This is a genomic window from Pseudodesulfovibrio karagichevae (genome assembly GCF_041414475.1).
Classification (GTDB): domain Bacteria; phylum Desulfobacterota; class Desulfovibrionia; order Desulfovibrionales; family Desulfovibrionaceae; genus Pseudodesulfovibrio; species Pseudodesulfovibrio karagichevae.
The window spans coordinates 1-19,712 of the sequence record NZ_JBGLYH010000040.1; the positions used below are offsets into that span (position 1 = coordinate 1).

Annotated in this window: 16 protein-coding genes; 11 read left to right on the forward strand and 5 right to left on the reverse strand. The window is 65.6% G+C overall.

Annotated features, from left to right (window positions below):
* Window positions 1-128: 128 nt before the first annotated feature.
* The 3 genes from AB6M95_RS13210 to AB6M95_RS13220 all read left to right on the forward strand — a co-directional run bounded on the left by AB6M95_RS13210 (window position 129) and on the right by AB6M95_RS13220 (window position 4,507).
* Window positions 129-1,565, forward strand: a complete 1,437-nt coding sequence (locus AB6M95_RS13210; RefSeq protein ID WP_371387230.1) for a beta-barrel assembly-enhancing protease — start codon at window positions 129-131, stop codon at window positions 1,563-1,565.
* 67 nt (window positions 1,566-1,632) lie between these two features.
* Window positions 1,633-2,616, forward strand: a complete 984-nt coding sequence (locus tag AB6M95_RS13215) for a bifunctional riboflavin kinase/FAD synthetase (RefSeq protein ID WP_371387231.1) — start codon at window positions 1,633-1,635, stop codon at window positions 2,614-2,616.
* A 4-nt stretch (window positions 2,617-2,620) separates the two neighbouring features.
* The gene (locus AB6M95_RS13220) at window positions 2,621-4,507 is read left to right on the forward strand and encodes a chloride channel protein (RefSeq protein WP_371387232.1); all 1,887 of its coding nucleotides are present in this window, start codon (window positions 2,621-2,623) and stop codon (window positions 4,505-4,507) included.
* 5 nt (window positions 4,508-4,512) lie between these two features.
* Here AB6M95_RS13220 and AB6M95_RS13225 read toward each other — a convergent pair whose 3' ends face one another.
* Complete coding sequence (locus tag AB6M95_RS13225; protein WP_371387233.1) at window positions 4,513-5,703, reverse strand: hybrid sensor histidine kinase/response regulator; 1,191 nt, start codon at window positions 5,701-5,703, stop codon at window positions 4,513-4,515.
* Window positions 5,704-5,798: 95 nt separating this feature from the next.
* Between AB6M95_RS13225 and AB6M95_RS13230 the strand changes: the two genes are divergently transcribed.
* The 7 genes from AB6M95_RS13230 to AB6M95_RS13260 all read left to right on the forward strand — a co-directional run bounded on the left by AB6M95_RS13230 (window position 5,799) and on the right by AB6M95_RS13260 (window position 11,706).
* On the forward strand, window positions 5,799-6,344 hold the full coding sequence (locus AB6M95_RS13230) for an O-acetyl-ADP-ribose deacetylase (RefSeq protein ID WP_371387234.1): 546 nt from the start codon (window positions 5,799-5,801) through the stop codon (window positions 6,342-6,344).
* A complete protein-coding gene (locus AB6M95_RS13235) occupies window positions 6,329-6,919 on the forward strand; it encodes a hypothetical protein (protein WP_371387235.1) in 591 nt (196 codons plus the stop codon). Before AB6M95_RS13230 ends, AB6M95_RS13235 begins: the two co-directional genes overlap by 16 nt.
* Window positions 6,916-7,455, forward strand: coding sequence for an ATP-dependent protease subunit HslV (gene hslV / locus AB6M95_RS13240; RefSeq protein WP_371387236.1), 540 nt, complete (start codon window positions 6,916-6,918; stop codon window positions 7,453-7,455). Before AB6M95_RS13235 ends, hslV begins: the two co-directional genes overlap by 4 nt.
* A gap of 347 nt (window positions 7,456-7,802) precedes the next feature.
* Complete coding sequence (gene hslU, locus AB6M95_RS13245) at window positions 7,803-9,182, forward strand: ATP-dependent protease ATPase subunit HslU (protein ID WP_371387237.1); 1,380 nt, start codon at window positions 7,803-7,805, stop codon at window positions 9,180-9,182.
* Window positions 9,183-9,194: 12 nt separating this feature from the next.
* Window positions 9,195-9,980 (forward strand): agmatinase, encoded by a 786-nt coding sequence (speB, locus tag AB6M95_RS13250; protein ID WP_371387238.1) that lies wholly within the window; start codon window positions 9,195-9,197, stop codon window positions 9,978-9,980.
* 101 nt (window positions 9,981-10,081) lie between these two features.
* Window positions 10,082-11,488 (forward strand): sensor histidine kinase, encoded by a 1,407-nt coding sequence (locus AB6M95_RS13255; protein WP_371387239.1) that lies wholly within the window; start codon window positions 10,082-10,084, stop codon window positions 11,486-11,488.
* Window positions 11,485-11,706 (forward strand): 2-hydroxymuconate tautomerase family protein, encoded by a 222-nt coding sequence (locus AB6M95_RS13260; protein ID WP_371387240.1) that lies wholly within the window; start codon window positions 11,485-11,487, stop codon window positions 11,704-11,706. Before AB6M95_RS13255 ends, AB6M95_RS13260 begins: the two co-directional genes overlap by 4 nt.
* A gap of 7 nt (window positions 11,707-11,713) precedes the next feature.
* Here AB6M95_RS13260 and acs read toward each other — a convergent pair whose 3' ends face one another.
* From acs to AB6M95_RS13280, 4 genes are all read right to left on the reverse strand, one after another.
* A complete protein-coding gene (gene acs, locus AB6M95_RS13265; protein ID WP_371387241.1) occupies window positions 11,714-13,819 on the reverse strand; it encodes an acetate--CoA ligase alpha subunit in 2,106 nt (701 codons plus the stop codon).
* A 74-nt stretch (window positions 13,820-13,893) separates the two neighbouring features.
* The gene (locus tag AB6M95_RS13270; protein ID WP_371387242.1) at window positions 13,894-14,265 is read right to left on the reverse strand and encodes a hypothetical protein; all 372 of its coding nucleotides are present in this window, start codon (window positions 14,263-14,265) and stop codon (window positions 13,894-13,896) included.
* 45 nt (window positions 14,266-14,310) lie between these two features.
* Complete coding sequence (locus tag AB6M95_RS13275) at window positions 14,311-16,605, reverse strand: mechanosensitive ion channel domain-containing protein (protein ID WP_371387243.1); 2,295 nt, start codon at window positions 16,603-16,605, stop codon at window positions 14,311-14,313.
* Window positions 16,606-16,674: 69 nt separating this feature from the next.
* Window positions 16,675-17,400 carry an MBL fold metallo-hydrolase gene (locus AB6M95_RS13280; protein WP_371387244.1) on the reverse strand — a complete coding sequence of 242 codons (726 nt, stop codon included), beginning with the start codon at window positions 17,398-17,400 and terminating at the stop codon, window positions 16,675-16,677.
* A gap of 295 nt (window positions 17,401-17,695) precedes the next feature.
* On the opposite strand from AB6M95_RS13280, the gene AB6M95_RS13285 reads away from it, so the two are divergent.
* Window positions 17,696-19,711: a hydantoinase/oxoprolinase family protein gene (locus tag AB6M95_RS13285; RefSeq protein WP_371387245.1), complete on the forward strand. Its 2,016-nt coding sequence runs from the start codon at window positions 17,696-17,698 to the stop codon at window positions 19,709-19,711.
* The last annotated feature ends 1 nt before the right edge of the window (window position 19,712 follow it).

The window sequence follows — 19,712 nt, forward strand, 5'->3', positions numbered from 1 at the left end:
AGGGAAGCCCTTTTCAAAGGGTTCCCTTTCCCCCTTCCCCCGGCCGCCGGAGGCATCTTCATCCTGCTCATCTTGTGCAGCTATCGGTCGGTGGTTGCTTTGGGCGGGCAAATGATTACTATGGCTGCATGCGTTCACCCCTCGCCATATTTCCGGCCCTGTTGGCCGCCGTGTTGCTGGTCCTGGCCCCGGCCGTGACCGCGCGCGCCGACCTATTCGGCGGCAAGTTGACCCTGCGTGACGAAAACAAGATGGGCCACGACTTCGACCAGATCATCCGCGCCCAGCAGAACATGGTCGGCGACACCTACATCACCGACTACGTGGCCAAGGTGGTGAGCAGGGTGGTCACGGGCAAGCGGCCCATGCCGTTTCAGGTCAAGAGCGCGGTCATCGCCAATCCGCTGATCAACGCCTTCGCCATCCCCGGCGGGTATATCTACATCTTCACGGGGCTGATCCAATCCGTGGAGACCGAGTCGCAACTGGCCGGGGTCATCGCGCATGAGTTGGCGCACGTCTCCCAGCGACACGTGGTCAACCGCATCGAGAAGCAGAAGAAGGTCACCCTGCTGTCCACGGCGGGCATGCTGGCCGGGCTCCTGCTCGGCGTGGCCGGCGGCGGGGGCAACGCGGCCCAGGCGGGCCAGGCCCTGGTGCTCGGCTCCCAGGGCGTGGCCACGGCGGCCATGCTGCACTACTCCCAGGAGGACGAGCGCGAGGCCGACCATGTGGGCCTCAATTCCATGGTCCAGGCCGGGTACAACCCCGAGGGGCTGCCCGAGACCTTCGAGATCATGCTCAAGAACAAATGGTACGACAACAGCTCGAACATGCCGAGCTACCTGTCCACCCACCCCGGCATGGCGGACCGCATCACCTATCTCAACGACCGCATCGCGCGCATGCCCAAGGAATTTCTCAAGCGCACCGACGACAACACCGTGCTGAAGCGGGTCCAGGTGCTCATCCGGTCGCGCATGTCCCCGGCCAACACGGCGCTGGCCTACTGGGACGACAAGGCCAAAAGCGAATACACGCCCATGGACTACGTGGGGCGCGGCATCACCCTGGAGCGGTTGAAGCGCATCGACGAGGCCCAGGCGGAGTTCGAGAAGGCCCTTTCCCTGGCCAAGAACGACCCCCTGGTGGTCCGCGAGGCGGGCATCTTCTATTTCAAGGTCGGGCAGTCCGACCGCGCCGTGGGGCTGTTGCAGAAGGCGGCCATCATGAACAAGGACGACGCCATGGCCCTGTTCTACCTGGCCCGGCTCCAGGCCGAGGCCAAGCAGTATGCCGAAGCGGCCCGGAACATGCGCAAGGTCAACGAACTGGTGCCCGAGGACTGGGAGGTCCACCACCACCTGGGCATGATCCTGGGCGAGTCCGGCGACACCTTCGGCGGCAACCTGCACCTGGCCTACGCCGGAGTCTATTCCATGCGCCTGGACAAGGCCCGCGAGTACATGCAGCGGGCCCGCGACCTGGCCCAGACCCAGGAGCAGAAGGACCAGGTCAAGGCGCTGGAGGACACCATCAAGGCCCGCGCCGAAATCGGGAAATAGGCAACCCTTGTGCACAGGGGTGTTTTGGCGTAGGTTGCATTTTTTTCAAACAGGAACACCCTACACAATGATCGTCGCACGGACCATACAGGACATCCAGGACGTCATCGCCGGGTCATGCGTGACCATCGGCAACTTCGACGGAGTCCACAAGGGTCACCAGAAACTCATCGCGCTGGCTTGCGAGCGCTCCAAGGCCCGGGATCTCATCAGCGTGGTCGTCACCTTCGATCCGCATCCCCTGCGGGTCTTGCGCAGTGACCGCACACCGCCCTTCATCACCCTGACCGAGCAGAAGATCGAACTTCTCTCGCAGTACGGGCCGCAGGTCTGCCTGCTGCTCGAGTTCACCATGGACATGGCCAGGCTCTCCCCCGAGGAGTTCGTCAAGACCTACCTGGTGGACGGGCTGAACGTGAAGGACATGATCATCGGCTACGACTACCACCTGGGCAAGGGACGGGCCGGGAATTTCGAGACCCTGTGCGAGCTGGGCAGGAAGTACGGCTTCACCGTGGACCGGCTCGATCCGGTGACCATCGACAACGCCATCGTCTCCTCCACCCGCATCCGCGACCTGGTCCAGGCGGGCCACGTCTGGGCGGTGCGCCCCCTGCTCGGCCGGTTCTACCAGGTCAAGGGCGAGGTGGTGCACGGCATGAACCGTGGCGGCAAGCTGCTCGGCTTCCCCACGGCCAACCTCAAGCTGGTGGACGAGCTCTTTCCCAAGCCCGGCGTGTACGCCGTCTGGGCCGAGGTGGACGGGGCCGTGTACGAAGGCGTGGCCAACATCGGCCTCAACCCGACCTTCGGCAACGAGACGCTGTCGGTGGAGGCCCATCTGCTCGACTTTTCCGGCGACATCTACGGGGACCAGATCCGGGTCCACTTCGTCCAGCGCATCCGCGACGAGAAGAAGTTCAACAGCCTGGAAGAACTCAAGGACCGCATCGCCAGGGACGTGGAGCTGGGCCGCAAGATTCTCGCCCAGCCCGAAGCGGCCATCAAACTGACCCACCCGGATTTCCGCAAGGGCCCGGAGGTCCGTTAGTCACATGCCCATCTCCCGACTGATCAATTACTGGAAAGATTTCGTCAAGTCGTACCGCACGGTCACCTCGTTCCGATGGCTGGTCATCGGCGTGGTCGTCGGCACCCTGTCCGGCCTCGTGGCCGCAGGCTTCTTCTGGCTGGTGGAGAGCGGCAAGTTCCTCATCCAGCACCAGCTGGCGGGCATCGTCTCCCCGGACCCGGCGGGCGAAGGACTGTTTGAGGGCCCGGCCGGAGTGTACCGGCCCTGGGTCATCCCGGCCTTCACCACGGGCACGGCCCTGCTCACCGGCTGGCTGGTCAAGACCTTCATCCCCGAGACCATCAACGGCGGCACGGACGGCACGGACGCGACCATCAACGCCTTCCACAACCAGGGCGGCATCATCCGGGCCCGGGTGGCCATCATCAAGGGGTTGTGCTCGGTGCTGACCATCGCCTCGGGCGGCTCGGCCGGCCGCGAGGGCCCCATCACCCAGATGGGCGCGGGCATCGGCTCCTGGCTGGCCAAGATCCTGGACATGTCCGCCAAGGAACGGCGCATGCTCCTGCTCGCGGGCGCCGCGGGCGGCCTGGGGGCCATCTTCCGCGCCCCCCTGGGCGGCGCGTTGACCGCCGTGGAGGTCATCTACCGCGAGGACTTCGAGTCCGAGGCCATCCTGCCCTCGGTCATGAGCTCCGTGGTCTCCTACTCCATCTTCACCTTCTTCTACGGCACGGACCCGATCTTCGGCATCCCGAGATTTTCCTTCCACGACCCGCGCGAGTTGATCTTCTACGCCCTGCTCGCCATTGTCTGCGCGGCCGTGGGCTGGCTCTACGTCAAGACCTTCTACACCATCAAGTACCACGTCTTCTTCCCCCTCAAGGAGAAGATCGGCCTGGTCTGGTCCATGGGCTTGGGCGGCCTGACCATGGGGCTGCTCGGCGTCCTCTATCCGTACACCGCCCACGCGGGCCTGGTCACCGGCGGCATCCTGTCCGGCGGCTACGGCTGGCTGGAGCTGGCCATCCTCGGCCAGATCCCGGCGCTCGGCATGTGCTACATCATCATAGGCAAGACCGTGGCCACCTCGGTGACCATCGGCTCGGGCATGTCCGGCGGCATGTTCGCGCCCGCCCTGTTCGTGGGCGGCATGTCCGGCGGCCTGGTGGGCAAGCTCGGCCACCATTTCTTCCCGAACATCGTCACCCAGCCCGGCGCGTACATCCTGGTCGGCATGGCCGCCTTCTTCGCGGGCGTGGCCAACGCCCCCATCGGCCCGCTGATCATGGTCACCGAGCTGACCCAGGGCTACGGTCTGCTCGCCCCGCTCATGCTCGCCTCGGCCCTGTGCATCGTGCTCGGCCGCAACTTCTCGCTCTACGAGCACCAGGCGGAAAACAAGTTCGACTCCCCGGCCCACGCCGAGGACGCGACCATCAACGTCCTGGAGCAGATGCACGTCGCGGACTTCTACAACCCCGGCGACGTCATCGTCCTGGAGGAGGGCACCACCCTCAAGGCCCTGACCGACATCATCGCCCACTCGGACCAGTTCTACTTCCCGGTGCGCTCCCAGGACGGCACCTACGTGGGCATGGTCTCCATCCACAACGTGCGCAACTGGATGTTCGAGGAGGACCTGCACGACCTGGTGGTGGTCCGCGACCTCATGTCGCGCCCGGTCTACGTCCGCCCGGACTACGACCTGTACCAGGCCCTGTTGCGCTTTGTGAACACGGACTACGGCCAGATTCCGGTGGTCTCCGAGACCGACACCTCGGACATCATCGGCCTGATCAACCGCGACGACGTGTTCCTGGCCTACGCCGAGGCCATCGCCCAGGTGAAGGGCGAGGGCCAGGAGGCCGCATTGGGCGCGGAGCTCAAGCCCGCCGTCAAGAAATAGCGCCCCTAGGCCAGGGGCAGGTCGAAGGTGACCGACGTTCCCGGCCGGTCCCGTTTCCCGGAAGACGCGGCGGGCGATTCGATGAGCAGGGTCCCTCCGTGCTCGTCGCAGATGACGCGCTTGACCTTGGTCAGCCCCATGCCCGCGCCCTGCGCCTTGGTAGTGTAGAAGGGATCGGTCACGTACGGCAGGATATCCCTGTCGATGCCCGGCCCGTCGTCGCTGATGCGGATGCCGTAGCGGTGGCGCACCGGACCGGTCAGCCCGGCCGCGGCCAGCTCGTCGCCGTACATGCCCACCCCGCCGCGGATGGTCAGCTTTGTGTTCCCCTCCCCGGAAAACTCCATGGCGTTGATAACGATCTCGGCCATGGCCGTGATCACGATGCGCTCGTCCACCTTGACCATGGCGGGCTGCAACCCGCTCTCCACCTCCAGACCCCGCCCCGACGAGCTGGCGAAACCGCTCGCCTTTTCCAGCGCCGCCTCCACGAGGCCGTTGACCTGGACCTCCTGGAACGCCCCGGCGGTCAGGGACACGTACTCGCTGATCACCCCGACCAGGCTCTCCAGCCGCAGGCTGTCCTCGCGCACGGCCTCGGCGTAGGTCGCCAGGGGGCTGCCCTCCGGGGTCTTGCGCAGCAACAGCCCGGCGATGCCGCCGATGGACATGACCGGGTTGCGGATCTGGTGGGCCATGGCGTCGGCGAAGTGCTTGAGGCTTTCGACCCGCTCCCGCTGCGCCTGGATGACCTCGGCGGTCCGCTCCCGGACCCGCTCCTCCAGGGCCATGTTCTGGCTCTGCAACTGCTCCCTGGCCTTCTTGAGATCGAGATGGGTCCGCACTCTGGCCTGGACCACGGGCGGGCTAATGGGCTTGGTGATATAGTCCGAGGCCCCGATGCGCAGCCCCCGCGCCTCGTCGTCCGGGGCGTCCAGGGAGGTCACGAAGATGACCGGGATGTCCCGCGTTGCCGGGTTCTCCTTGATCCGGCGGCAGACCTCGTGGCCGGTCATGCCCGGCATCATCACGTCCAGCAGGACGAGGTCCGGCCGAGGGTCGCCGTTCACGCGCTCAATCGCCGTGGCCCCGTCGGTGGCCGCAAGCAGGGTATAGAGCGAATGCAGCGCCTCGATCATGATGCTGATGTTCTCGGGCTGGTCGTCCACAAGGAGTATGGTCTCGGACTTGCTCATGCCCCGTATCCTAGCACGAACGAACGGTTGCGGGAAGTTTTTCGAGCCCCGTCCCCCTTGCCAATCCGCGCACAGGCATTACCTATCAAAGCGTCATGCAGAAAACATGGAGCGCAGGCCCCGGACGGCTCTCCGTCCGCGAAGGCGACATCACCCGGCTCACCGTGGACGCCATCGTCAACGCGGCCAACTCCCGGCTGGCCGGGGGCGGCGGCGTGGACGGGGCCATCCACCGCACGGCGGGCCCGAACCGGCTCCAGGCCGCCTGCCGGGAGATCATCCGGGAAATCGGCTCCCTGCCCCCGGGCGAGGCGGTCATCACCCCGGCCTTCGACCTGCCGGCGCTCCACATCATCCACACCGTCGGCCCCATCTGGCGCGGCGGCAACGACAACGAACCCGGGCTGCTGGCCAACGCCTACCGGAACAGCCTGCGGCTCGCCCACGAACACGACATCCGAACCGTGGCCTTCCCGGCCATCTCCTGCGGCGTCTACGGCTATCCGGTCGAAGACGCGGCGCGCATCGCGCTTTCTGCCCTCAAGGAGGGGCTCGAGGCAGGATTGGTAGACGAGGTCATTATGATCCTGCACAGCAATAACCTTTATTATCGGTGGATATCTCTATGGGAAAAAATGTAAAGCGTGCGGCTCAGAAAGTTGAGCTATCCATGTTAGCGATCATATGTGCAGGATTTACTATTTTTGGTGGATTAATTGCATCATTCATGCTTTATCCTGTTGTTGTTGATATCCCGAATAAAGAGGAAGTCAAAACACTGAAAAATAGAATTGCTGAGCTTGAGGAAGCATCACGTAAGTATAATATAGAATTAAAACAATGCGAAAATGTTCGAGAAGAGTTGTCGCAAGCAAAAGAAAATCTTAATACTTGCAGTAAAATTAATCCAAACGACTATGCCACCGAAGCAAATTTTACCCCTACATCTTCTGAACAATTGTTGCTTTCATCTGGGCAAGAACTAATTTTAAATGATAGTACAAATATATTGCATGTTTCTGAATGTTACACAACAGGTGGTATGGATATGAAAACTCCTTATGTAAAAGGGTTTATTTATTCGCTACAAAAAGGCCCTCGTAAGGATTTCTCTCTGACAATTGGCGACTCTTTTTTTTACAATGAATTCAGAATAGTACCAATTAATATCACTGATCACAAAGCAAACCTGGTAGTAACACGAGGTAGAATATGAATCTTCGAGGAACGACCATCGTAGCGGTCAAGGACGAAAACGGCACGGCCGTGGCCGGAGACGGCCAGGTGACCCTGGGCCAGAGCGTGGCCATGAAGCACACGGCCCGCAAGGTCCGGCGCATCTACAAGGACAAGGTCGTCATCGGCTTCGCCGGGGCCACCGCCGACGCCTTCACCCTGTCCGAACGGTTCGAGACCAAACTCGAGACCTATTCCGGCAACCTGCTCCGGGCCGCCGTGGAACTGGCCAAGGACTGGCGCACGGACAAGTACCTGCGCAAGCTCGAAGCCATGCTGCTGGCCGCCGACGGCGAACACATCCTGATCATCTCGGGCACCGGCGACGTCATCGAACCCGACGACGGCGTGGCCGCCATCGGCTCGGGCGGCTCCTACGCCCTGGCAGCGGCCCGCGCCCTGCAACAGAACACCGACCTCCCGGCCGAGACCATTGCCCGCAAGGCCATGGAAATCGCCGCCGACATCTGCGTCTTCACCAACAACCACATCACCATCGAGACACAGGCGAAGTAGTTCATGATGAAGATGCGACAGGGAAACTTTGATTCGGGCCGTCCATGGCCCTCACCCCTTCGGGGTCGCGCCCAAGGGGCGCGGTCCAAATTCGCTGTCCTGCGGATTTGTTGAAAAAAGTTTCCCTCTCGCGCTCTCCCTTCAAAGCTTTTTGGCGCCACGCCGCCGGGAAGGGACGAGGAACACGAAATGATGACTTGGCGGCGTGGAAGGTGCGTTCACCAAGGACGTGCCCATCAATGAGACAATGCCCCACGCCGACAGGCGTGCGATAAAAAGTTTTGAAAGGGAGTCCAGAGGGAAAACTTTTTCAAAAGTTTTCCCTCTGGCCGCCGGAGGCATCCCCCATGAGCAATCTGACACCGCGTGAAATCGTATCGGAACTGGACAAATACATCATCGGCCAGGAAGCGGCCAAGCGGATGGTGGCCATCGCCATGCGCAACCGTTGGCGCAGGCAGCAGCTCGACCCGGAGCTGCGCGACGAGATCGCGCCCAAGAACATCATCCTGATGGGCCCCACGGGCGTGGGCAAGACCGAGATCGCGCGCAGGCTGGCGAGGCTGGCCAACTGCCCGTTCTTCAAGGTGGAGGCCACCAAGTTCACCGAGGTGGGCTACGTGGGCCGCGACGTGGAGTCCATGATCCGCGACCTGATGGAGATCGGCGTGAACATGGTCCGCAAGGAAGAGACCGAGAAGGTTCGCATCAAGGCGGAGAAGAACGCCGAGGAGCGTCTGCTGGACCTGCTTTTGCCGGGTAAGAAACCGCAGGCCGGCGGCCCCATGGGCTTTTTCCAGGGCGGCCAGAACGGCGAGGTGGAGAAGATCGAGCCGCCCAAGGAGGACGGCACCCGCGAGAAGTTCCGCCAGATGTTCCGCTCCGGCCAGCTGGACGAGCGCGAGGTGGAGATGGAGGTCACGGTCCAGAGCGGGGCGAGCGTTGAGATCATGGCCATCCCCGGCATGGAGGAGATGGGCTCCAACCTGCAGAACGCCTTTTCCAACATGTTCCCGGGCAAGCGCAAGGCCCGCAAGATGAAGATCAAGGACGCCTACCAGGTGCTCATCGACGAGGAGGCCGACAAGCTCATCGACCCGGACGCGGTCAACGAGCTGGCGAGAGAGCGCGTGGAGCAGCAGGGCATCCTGTTCATCGACGAGATGGACAAGATCGCCTCGCGCCACGACCAGACCGGCGGGGCCGACGTGTCCCGCGAGGGCGTGCAGCGCGACCTGCTGCCCATCGTGGAGGGCAGCGTGGTCAACACCAAGTACGGCATGGTCAAGACGGACCACATCCTGTTCATCGCGGCGGGCGCGTTCCACTTCGCCAAGCCGTCGGACCTCATCCCCGAGCTGCAGGGCCGTTTCCCCCTGCGCGAGGAGCTGGCCTCCCTGCACAAGGCGGAGTTCTACCGCATCCTGACCGAGCCCAGGAACGCCCTAACCGTGCAGTACAAGGCCCTGCTCGAGACCGAGGGCGTGGCCATCGACTACACCAGGGAGGCGCTCGAGGAGATTTCGGCCACGGCCGAGAAGATCAACGAGGAGACCGAGAACATCGGCGCGCGCAGGCTCTACACCATCATGGAGAAGATCCTGGCCAACCTCTCGTACGAGGCCCCGGACAAGTCCGGCAGCAAGGTCGTCATCGACCGCGACTACGTCTTGGCCCAGCTCGATGAGGTCATCGAGAACCGCGACCTGTCCCGGTACATCCTCTAGGGGGCCCGGCGGATGCGGCGCATTCCCGTCATCGGCGTTCCCCTGGACCACAACTCGTCCTATTTGCGCGGCCCGGCCAGGGGGCCTTTCTCCCTGGTCGAGGCGCTGCACTGCGACTCGGCCAACCTGTGGTCCGAGACCGGCTTCGACCTGGGGCCGGTCCTCGACCACCAGGGCGCGCTCGCCCTGGGCGACCCGGACACGGCGTTTTCGGTCATCGAGGAGGCCGCCGCCGAAGTCGGCGCGGTCCGGCCCATCTTCCTGGGCGGCGACCACTCCGTGACCTATCCGCTGGTCCGGGGGCTGAAGCGGGCCGTGGGCGACTTCGCCATCCTGCACTTCGACGCCCACCCGGACTGCTACCACGAGTTCGAGGGCAACCCGCACTCCCACGCCTGCCCGTTCGCGCGGATCATGGAGGAGGGATTGTGCACCCGGCTGGTCTCGGTGGGCATCCGCACGGCCCACGGGCACCAGCGGGAGCAGCGGGAGAAGTTCGGCATCGAGTGGCTGGAGATGAAGGACCGGGCCGGATGGCCCAGGCTCTGCTTCGACGGCCCGGTCTACGTCAGCGTGGACCTGGACGCCCTGGACCCGGCCTTTGCGCCGGGCGTCTCCCACCATGAACCGGGCGGCCTGAGCACGCGCGAGCTGCTGGACGTCCTCCACGCGGTGGACGCGCCGATCATCGGGGCGGACATCGTGGAGCTCAACCCGGACCGGGACCTGAACGGGGTCACGGCCATGGTCGGCGCGAAAATCCTTCGGGAAATCGCCGGGATGATGCTCTCGGCCTGATCCCGGCCCGAAAACCCGCGCGGCCCCCTTTGCCGGATGCCCGCCGTCTGTTATGGTGCATGGGACGAGCGTACACTTTCACCCCAGGAGAGTTCAGGCCCATGGACGACAGCGGACGCCGGGACAACACCGCCCGCATCCATCCCGGAGGATTGCGCTGGCTGATCCTCACCCGCCGGAACCGGGACAGGCACGGCTATCCCCTGCTCGGCATCCTGGTCCTGGCCGTGCTCTGCGCCGTGGCCCTGCCCCTGATCAACGCCTTGGTCATCTACCCCGCCTACACCGAGATCATGGTCGGCACCTTCGAGGACGCGGCCCGGCGGCTGGCCGTGCTGACCATCCCGCCGTCCATCAAGCACAGCCGCCTCGGCCCGGCGGTCCTGGACACGCCCCGGTTCCTGGCCGACGTCTACCGGCTGGAGACCGACTTCGGCCTGCTCAGGGTCCGGGTGCTCTCGCCCGACGGGAAAATCCTCTACTCCACCGACTTGGCCGAGATCGATTCCTTCGAGTCCGGGCCGATCTTCACGGACAGGGTGTCCAAGGGCAGGCGCTACGCCCGCCTGGGCGCGATGCGCAACGAATCGGCCCCTGGCCCGGCCTCGACCGTTGACACCGTGGAGACCTTCGTGCCGATCATGCGCGGCGACGAGTTCCTCGGGGCGTTTGAACTGGTCTTCGACGTGACCGGCCCCAAGCGGAAACTGGAGCGGTTCAACCTCTACGCCACGGTGGGCTCCTTCGTCATCAGCTTCGCCCTGCTGGGCGTGGTCCTGCTCCTGATCCGCCAGGAGGCGGCCAAGGAGCACTCGCGGCTCCAGGCCGACAAGCTGCGCGAGGACGTGGAGCAGATCACCCGCCACGACATCAAGACCCCGCTGCTGGGGGTGCTGAGCGGGATCACCTACCTGGAAAACTACACCACCCTGGACCCGGAACAGAAGGAACTGCTCGAGGACATGCGCCACGCCGCCAACACCGGCATGGATCTGATCAGCCGGTCCCTGGACCTCTACAAGATGGAGACCGGGGCCTACGAATACGCCCCGGCGGACGTGGACATCCTGTCCGTATGCCGGCGGGTGGCGGACGACCTGTCCGACCTGGCCCGCCAGAAGGGCGTGACCATGGAGGTCACGTTCGGGGACGGGCCGCTCCGCCGCGAGGACGCCCTGCCCCTGTCCGTCGAGGAAAACCTGTTCTACGCGGTGCTGGCCAACCTGGTCAAAAACGGCATCGAGGCGTCCGAATTCGGCGACACCGTTTCCATGCGCGGGGCGGCCGACGGCGAATTCTCCGTGGCCGTGCACAACCGCGCCCCGGTGCCCGAGGCCGTGCGCGCCCATTTCTTCGACAAGTACGCCACCGCCGGGAAACGCACCGGCACGGGGCTCGGCACCTATTCGGCCCGGCTCATGGTCGAGGTCATGGGCGGCCGCATAGACATGGATTCGTCCGAGGAGCGCGGCACCACCGTGACCGTCGCCCTGCCCCTCCGACCTTGAACCGGAACCGGGAGAAGCCCATGCCGTTCGTCAACATCCGCATCACCAGGGAAAGCGCCACCGCAGAGCAGAAGCGCCGCCTCATACAGGGCGTGACCGACCTGCTGGCCGAGGTGCTCGGCAAGAATCCCAAGACCACCTTCGTGATCATCGACGAAGTGGACACCGACAACTGGGGCATCGGCGGCGAGTCCGTCACCGAACTCCGGAAGAAGTGATCGCGACCTAGACGCTCAGGGTCATGCGCACGTCGGCGACCATGGCCCGCTCGTTGTTGACCAGGATCGGGTTGAACTCGGCCTCCAGCACCTCGGGCAGGTCCAGGGCCAGCCGGGACATGACCATGATGATCTCCTCCAGGGCCGCGAAGTTCACGGGCTTTTCGCCCCTGAGCCCCTTGAGCAGCATGTAGGACTTGATCTCACGCACGATCTCGAAAGCGTCCTGCTTGGACAGGGGCGCGAGCTTGAAGGAGATGTCCTTCATGATCTCCACGTAGACCCCGCCCAGGCCGAACATGAGCATGGGCCCGAACTGCTCGTCCCGCTTGAACCCGATGATCACCTCGCGCACGCCCGGAGGGGCCATCTCCTGGACCAGGCAGCCCGCGATGTAGGCGTCGCGGCGCAGGCGCTGCGCCCTGGCCGTGATCTCCTTGAAGGTCTCCATGACCTCGCGCGCGTTGACCAGGTTGACCGCAACCCCGCCCACGTCGGTCTTGTGCGAGATGTCGGGCGAGGCGATCTTCAAAACCACGGGGTAGCCGATCTCCTCGGCGGCGGCCACGGCCTCGTCCGAGGTGCGCGCCAGCCTGGTCCTGGGGGTGGGCAGGCCGTAGGCCCGAAGAATCTGCTGGGCCTCGAACTCCACCACCTCGGCCTGCCGGCGGCGCAGGTGGTCGTCTATGACCTTGCGCACCGCGTCCATGTCCCGCGTAACCTCGGCGTAGACCGGGGCCGGGCGGTGCTTCCACAGGTAGTACTGGTACATGGTCTCGATGGAATGGACCGCCGGTTCCGGGAAGGCGTAGCACGGCACGCCCGCGTCCATGAGCATCTTGCGGGCCCCGGCCACCTTGGTCTTGCCCATGAAGCAGGCGAAGACCGGCTTGGTCCATTTTTGGGCCGTGCGGATGACCGCCTCGGCGGCCTTTTCGATCTCCACCGAGGCCGTGGGCGTGAGCAGGACCAGGATGGAGTGGACCATGGGGTCCTCGCCGATGACGTCCAGGGTCTGGCGGTAGCGCCTGGCGTCCGCGTCGGCCACGATGTCCACCGGGTTGTAGAAGGCGGCGTAGCTGGGGAGAAATTCCTGGAGCTTCTCGATGGTCCGGGGGGAGAGCTCGGCCATGGACAGCTTGGAGCGGTCCGCCGCGTCGGCGGCCAGGATGCCCGGCCCGCCCGCGTTGGTGACCACGGCCAGGTTCGGCCCCTTGGGCAGGGGCTGGCTGGAAAAGGCCTGGGCCAGGTTGAACAGGGTGGCCACGTCGCCCACCCGGATGACACCCGACTGGTGGAAGGCGGCGGTGTAGCTCTGGTCCGACCCGGCGATGGCCCCGGTGTGCGAGCTGGCCGCCTTGGCCCCGGCCGCCGTGGTGCCCGCCTTGATCATGATCACCGGCTTGTTCAGGCTGGTCCGCCGGGCCTCCTTCAAAAACGCCTCGCCGTGCTCCACGTTCTCGATGTAGCCGAGGATGACCTTGGTGTCCTCGTCCCGGTTGAGGTATTCGAGCATGTCCGCCTCGTCCAGGACCGCCTTGTTGCCCAGCGAGACGAACTTGGAAAAACCGATGTTCGCGCCCAGCGCCCAGTCGAGGATGGCCACGCACAGGGCCCCGGACTGGGAGAAGAAGGCGATGGAGCCGCGTCCGGGCTGGCCCGCCGCGAACGAGGCGTTGACCCCGGCCCCGACGTTGATCATGCCCAGGCAGTTGGGCCCGAGCAGGCTGATGCCGTATTCCTCGCAGAGGGCCTTGAGCTCCTGCTCGAGGTCGTATCCCTCCTTGCCCGCCTCCTTGAACCCGGCGGTGATGACGATGGCCGACTTGGCCCCGATCATCCCGAGTTCGCGCACGGCCTCCACCACGTACTTGGGCGGCACCGCGATGACGGCCAGGTCCAGGCCGCGCGGCAGGTCGTTGATGTCGGTGGTCACGGGGAGCCCCTCGATCTCGCCGCCCTTGGGGTTCACGGGCAGGAGCTTGCCGGTGTATCCGGCCGACAGCATGTTGGTCACCACGGTGTGCCCCACCTTGCCGGGGGTGGAGGACGCCCCGATGACGGCTACGGCGGCGGGGTAGAAGAAGGCGTGCAGATTGTCCTTGAGGGTCAAAGATGGGCTCCTGGTCGAGGTGTGGTTGGCGATGGGCCACCCTAACGCGAAAGCGGCCGCAAGAAAAGGCGCGATCAGCGCATGAGCCAGGCCACGGCGTCCGCTTCGCGCTCGAACACCCGGTAGCTCAGGGAGCGGTTGTGGTACGCGGTCTCACAGGCCCGGTATTGTTCGATGAAGCCGGGGTTGCACAGGCAGGCGGACCGCCCGCCCAGGGACTGGATGTTCTTGGCTTCCAACTGGTTGGCCACCTCAATGATGTCGTGGGCCTCCAGACGCAGCTCCAGGCCGCGCTCGTCCATGAGGAACCGGTTGATGTTGGAATCCAGCGCCTTGTGGACCATGGTCCTGATTTTGCGCAGCAGTTCCTCCGGGGTGTCGATCACCCCGGTGACGATGCCGACGATGTATCCGTCGCGGGTTTCGAACGTCAGGTCAAACGACATGATGCTCCCGCCGCAAGACCGGGACGACCGCCCCGGCCAGCACGGCTAGTGTTTCTTCTTCTTTCCCGACTGTTCCTCGGCCACGATCTGGGAGGCGGCGGCCGCCACGTGGGCCTCCTCCTCGGGGGTCAGGCGCTCCCGCTCGGGGATGTGCACGGACACGCGCGGCTTGGCGAACTCGATGCCCGCCTCGGCGAAGTACTTGCGCATCTTGGCCAGGACCAACTTGCGCAGGGTGAACTGGCCGCCCGGCTTGGTCATGAACTTGACCCGCATGCGCATGCCGTACTGCTCCATGGCCTTGACGCCCTGGCTCTTGATGTCGGACAGCATGAACTCGTTGAGCTCCGGAACCGCCCGGATTTCCTTGTTGATCTTCTTGATGATCTTCTTGATCTCGTTGATGTCGGTATCGAACGGCACCAGATATTGCAGCTTCATGACCGCCCAGTCGCGGGTCATGTTCTGGACCTCTTTGATGGACCCGAACGGGATGGTGTACAGCGGCCCCAGGTGGTGGCGGAGCTTGAAGGAGCGCACCGAAATCTCCTCCACCGTGCCCATGGCGCTGCCCACGATGATGTAGTCGCCCACCCGGAAGGCGTCGTCCATGAGGAAGAAGATGCCGGAGATAATGTCCTTGACCAGGGTCTGGGCGCCGAAGCCGATGGCGATGCCGAAGACCGACGCGCCCGCGATGAGCGGACCGATGTCCACGCCGAGCGACGAGAGGATGATCAGCACGGTGATCACGGACAGGGCCGCGAAGATGAATTTCTTGACCAACTGGAGCAGGGTCGAGAAGCGGTCGCCGCCGGGGCCGCCCCCGCCGTCGCCCTCGCCGTGCTCCTCGGCGGGCTCGTCCTTGGCCTTGAGCCTTCTTTCGATGTAGTTCGAGATGAACACCCAGAAGATGTAGGCCAGGACCAGGGTCAGCAGGATGTCGATGCCCGCGCCGACCGTGGCCTCGCCGAAGGCCAGGTCGATGCCCCATATCCGCAGCAGCAGGAACGCGGCCCCGGCCAGGACCAGGACGCGGAAGCCCACGGACAGGAAATGCTGGAACCGGCTGATGTTGGGCACGCCCTCGACCACGGTCTCCCCGCCCATGTCGTCCGTGGGCGCGTCCGCCAGCCCGGCGGCGAAGCCGACCAGCCGCTGGCAGCCCCAGTCCACCAGCAGGTAGGCCGGGACCAGGAGCAGGGTGTAGATGCCGGTGAGCATGGCGTGGTTGCCGAAGACCAGCATGGCGGCCACCCAGAAGAACCAGAAGCCCATGGCGTAGACGATGACGCCCACGTGCCACGTCCCGGCCAGCTGGAAGCGCAGGCTGCGGGGCGGCACGGCCCGGCGGATGGCCTCGGCCACCGGCCGCTTGTTCCACAGGGCCAGCAGGCTGACCATGGCCGCGACGACAAAGCCGGTCGCGGACACGATGAGTAGGAAGACCAGTTCGCTGCCCTCGGTCATGCTCACCAGGGAGCTGGCCAGGATGCCCACGGCCACCACCCAGGCCAAGCGCACGATCCATTTGTACAGATACCGGGCCGCGTTGTCGCCAAGCGGCAGGAACCGGATGGGGCCCATTTCCGGGGCCAGGATGAAGCGCGCGGCCAGCCGGACCACCTCAACAATGAGCATGGCGGCCAGCCAGACGAAGATGACCGGGCGGCCCTTGGCGGGCTCGTTGAAGATCAGCAGGTACGGGATCAGGGTGACCAAGGCCACGCAGGCCACGGCGAACACGTCGAAGAACGCCCGGACCAGGAGCCGCCCCGCCTTGACCGGCAGGGACGCGGACGGGTCCACGTCCTCGATGCGCTTGCGCAGCCCGGACAGCCGCCGGGCCACGAACCAGCGGGACAGAAACCACAGGACCGTGACCGCGAGCAGCCCCAGCCCGAGCTCTCCGGGCGGGTGCACGCCCGCGCCGGTCACGGACTTGCGGAAGGCCTCGGGCAGCAGCCTCGGGGCCTGGGCCGCGCCGGAAAAGAGATAGGCGAACCGTTCCCGGACCTTCTGGACGAACCGCTTGGCCCGGACGATGGCTCCGGCCATGCCCTTGGGCCCGTCGTCCTTCGCCGGAGGGACCGCGTCCTTGCGCAGCTCCTCGATGAGCAGGCGGCGGACCTGCTGGTCGCTCATGGAGGCCAGGATCTCGTTCAGTTGATTCGGGGTGGCGTCGGCGGGAATGACCGTCTCAGCGGCCTTGCCGCCCTTGCCGGAACCGCCGGTCATTGCGGCCACGGCGGCCGGGGAAGCGCCGAAGGCGGCAGAAGGGCCGACCAGGAGACAGGACAGATACAGGACCAGGGTCAGAAGCGTGGCTCGTTTCGGCATGAAGCCCCCGGGAAAAGTTGACTGACGCAATATTTGTATCCTGTAACAAGCTGAATAAATAGTTGTAAACTAAAAAGAGAATGCCTCCGAATCCCCCATGCGGGCATAGGTGAACAGCCGGGACGGCCCCCCGGCCGCGCGCCGGGCCAGGTCGGCGATGATAGCGGTCTCGCCGAAGGTGTGCATGGGCACGAACACGGGCGCGCCGATGATCCGGCAGGCCGCCTCGCCCCCGGCCAGATTGTCCAGCCTCGGGTCCGCGTTGGCGAAGGCCACATGCGGCCTGAAGTCGCGGACCCGCTCCATGGCCGTGCGGAAGAAGTTTCGGGTGAACTCCGCCTCGGCCGGGGACGCGCCGGGCCAGACCCATTCGGCCAGGTCGCCGCCGTAGTAGAAACGGAAGCACCCGTCCTCCACCAGGAAGGCCACGCCCAGGTCGTTGGACGTCAGGGTCTCGATGACCATGCCGCCGAACCCGTAAGCCTCGTCCGGTTCGACCGCCAGCACCTGGCCGTTGCCGGGCACGGCCCCGGGCCGGAGCTCCTCCACGTCGTCCGAGAGCACGTAGTGGACCTTGGCGGCCGTGCCGGTCACCGAGGCGAGGTCGTTGTTCAGGTGGTCGGCGTGGCCGTGGGAGATGAACACGGCCAGGTCGGTCCCGGCCACGGTCCGGCGGACCAGGTCGCCCGCCCCTTCGGGCAGGTGTTCGTTCTCGGGATAGTCGAAGAGATAGGCGCGCCTGTCCGTGCGCAGGACAAAGGCGCTGTGGTGGATGTAGGTGATGTCGCAGTGCATGGGATCGCCCGCTCCTTTTTTCCCGGGATAGCACAAAGCGGGCTTCCTGTCCCGACTCTCGCCGCAGGGCGGGCGGAGGAAGAGGCGAGAGGCAGAGGAAGGAGCGAGCCGTCAAGGAGACACGTTCCTGACGGCAAAGACATCCATCCGCCCATGCCCGCCGGGGTCAACCGGAGCATCCGCCTGCCGGTCTTCACGGCTCCGGGCCAGACGCCGACCCGGCTCCCCGAGCCCGTCCTGGCGCACCGCGTCCGAATCCTGTATCCTCGCCTCTCCACTTTTCGCAGGAGGCTCCATGCTCACCATCGGCGTCGACACCGGCGGCACCTTCACCGACTTCACCTTTGTCCACGGCCCGGACACCGGCACGTACAAGACCCTGTCCACGCCGCGCAATCCGGCCGAGGCGGTCCTTGCCGGCCTGCGCCACATCCTCGCGCAGCGGCTGCCCGGCGCGCGCCTGGGCGAAACGGACCTGGCCGTGGTCCACGGCTCCACCGTGGCCACCAACGCCATCCTGGAACGCAAGGGCGTGCCAACGGCCCTGGTGACCAACGAGGGGTTCACCGACGTCATCGAGATCGGCCGCCAGAACCGCGCCTCTCTCTACGACCTGCACTACCGGCGCCGTCCGCACATCGTGCCCGCCGCCCTGCGTTTCGGCGTGCCCGGCCGGGTCACCGCCGAGGGCGGGACCCTGACCCCGTTCGACGAGGCCGAGGCTGCGCGCGTGGTGGAACGAATCCAGGCCTCGGGCGCTCAATCCATGGCCGTCTGCTTCCTCTTCTCCTTCCTGGACCCGGCCCACGAGCAACGCATGGGCGCACTGCTCCGCGAACTCGGGCTGCCCGTGTCCCTGTCGAGCGAGATCCTGGCCGAATTCCGCGAGTTCGAGCGCACCTCGACCACGGTGGTCAACGCCTACGTCTCGCCGATCATGACCCGCTACCTGACCGACCTGCAACGCGGCATCGGCTCCGGCGACGGACAGGGCGCGGGACTCCGGATCATGCAGTCCAACGGCGGGTCCATCTCGGCGGACACGGCCATGCGCGAGTCCGTGCGGACCATCCTGTCCGGCCCGGCCGGGGGCGCTGTGGGCGCGCTGGCCCTGGGACGCGCCGCCGGGTTCGACAAATTGATCACCTTCGACATGGGCGGCACCAGCACCGACGTCAGCCTCATGGACGGCGGCCTGCCCCTGACCATGGAGTCGAGCATCTCCGGCTACCCGGTCAAGGTGCCCATGATCGACATCCACACCGTGGGCGCGGGCGGCGGGTCCATCGCCGCCCGGGACCCCGGCGGCTCCCTGGCCGTGGGCCCGGAGAGCGCGGGCGCGGACCCCGGCCCCATCTGCTACGGCCGGGGCGGCGAACGGGTCACCGTGACCGACGCCAACCTCTACCTCGGGCGCATCGTGCCCGAGCGGTTTCTGGGCGGAGGCATGGCCCTTCACGCGGAGGGCGCCCGCGACGGCATCGAGCGGCTGGCCGGAGAGCTGGGCCTGCCGCCCGCCGAGCTGGCCGAAGGCGTCCTGGCCGTGGCCAACGCCAACATGGAGCGGGCCATCCGGGTCATCTCCGTGGAAAAGGGCTTCGACCCCCGCGAGTTCACCCTGCTCTCCTTCGGCGGCGCGGGCGGCCTGCACTGCGCCGACCTGGCACGGCTCCTCGGCATGCCCGAAGTCCTGGTGCCGGTCGATCCCGGCATCCTCTCGGCCACGGGCATGCTCATGGCCGACGTGGTCAAGGACTACTCGCGCACGGTCATGCGCCCGGTCGCCGAATTCACCGACCGGGACATGGACGCGGCCTTCGCCGAACTGGAGAGGGACGGCCAAAACGAGCTGGCCGCCGAGGGCGTGCCGCCCGAGCGGGTGGTCCACGAACGCTTCCTGGACATGCGCTACCACGGCCAGTCCTTCGAGATCGTGGTCCCCTTCGGCCCGGACATGGCCGAGCGGTTCCAGGCCCTGCACGAACAGCGCTACGGCTACCGCAACGCGGACAAACCCGTGGAGGTGGTCAACGTCCGGCTGCGCAGCCGGGGGATCGCGGACGGGAAGACGCCCGAACCGGGGACAATGAGCGGGGAGGAAATCGCCGCCGAGGCGCGGCTGGGCACACAGCAGGCGGTCTTCGACGGCGCGGCCGTGGCCGCCGCCATCCTGGACCGGGCGGCCCTTGCGCCGGGCAACCGGTTCACCGGCCCGGCCATCGTCACGGAGTACACCTCGACCATCGTGGTCCCGCCCTGGGCCGAGGTGCGCGTGGACCCGTGGTCCAATCTGGTCATGAGGCTCGGCTGAC

Bases quoted from the DNA above. Each gene is read 5' to 3' on its own strand.
- AB6M95_RS13210 (WP_371387230.1), top strand. From the start codon at position 129: ATGCGTTCACCCCTCGCCATATTTCCGGCCCTGTTGGCCGCCGTGTTG.
- AB6M95_RS13215 (WP_371387231.1), top strand. From the start codon at position 1,633: ATGATCGTCGCACGGACCATACAGGACATCCAGGACGTCATCGCCGGG.
- AB6M95_RS13220 (WP_371387232.1), top strand. From the start codon at position 2,621: ATGCCCATCTCCCGACTGATCAATTACTGGAAAGATTTCGTCAAGTCG.
- AB6M95_RS13225 (WP_371387233.1), bottom strand. From the start codon at position 5,703: ATGAGCAAGTCCGAGACCATACTCCTTGTGGACGACCAGCCCGAGAAC.
- AB6M95_RS13230 (WP_371387234.1), top strand. From the start codon at position 5,799: ATGCAGAAAACATGGAGCGCAGGCCCCGGACGGCTCTCCGTCCGCGAA.
- AB6M95_RS13235 (WP_371387235.1), top strand. From the start codon at position 6,329: ATGGGAAAAAATGTAAAGCGTGCGGCTCAGAAAGTTGAGCTATCCATG.
- hslV (WP_371387236.1), top strand. From the start codon at position 6,916: ATGAATCTTCGAGGAACGACCATCGTAGCGGTCAAGGACGAAAACGGC.
- hslU (WP_371387237.1), top strand. From the start codon at position 7,803: ATGAGCAATCTGACACCGCGTGAAATCGTATCGGAACTGGACAAATAC.
- speB (WP_371387238.1), top strand. From the start codon at position 9,195: ATGCGGCGCATTCCCGTCATCGGCGTTCCCCTGGACCACAACTCGTCC.
- AB6M95_RS13255 (WP_371387239.1), top strand. From the start codon at position 10,082: ATGGACGACAGCGGACGCCGGGACAACACCGCCCGCATCCATCCCGGA.
- AB6M95_RS13270 (WP_371387242.1), bottom strand. From the start codon at position 14,265: ATGTCGTTTGACCTGACGTTCGAAACCCGCGACGGATACATCGTCGGC.
- AB6M95_RS13275 (WP_371387243.1), bottom strand. From the start codon at position 16,605: ATGCCGAAACGAGCCACGCTTCTGACCCTGGTCCTGTATCTGTCCTGT.
- AB6M95_RS13280 (WP_371387244.1), bottom strand. From the start codon at position 17,400: ATGCACTGCGACATCACCTACATCCACCACAGCGCCTTTGTCCTGCGC.
- AB6M95_RS13285 (WP_371387245.1), top strand. From the start codon at position 17,696: ATGCTCACCATCGGCGTCGACACCGGCGGCACCTTCACCGACTTCACC.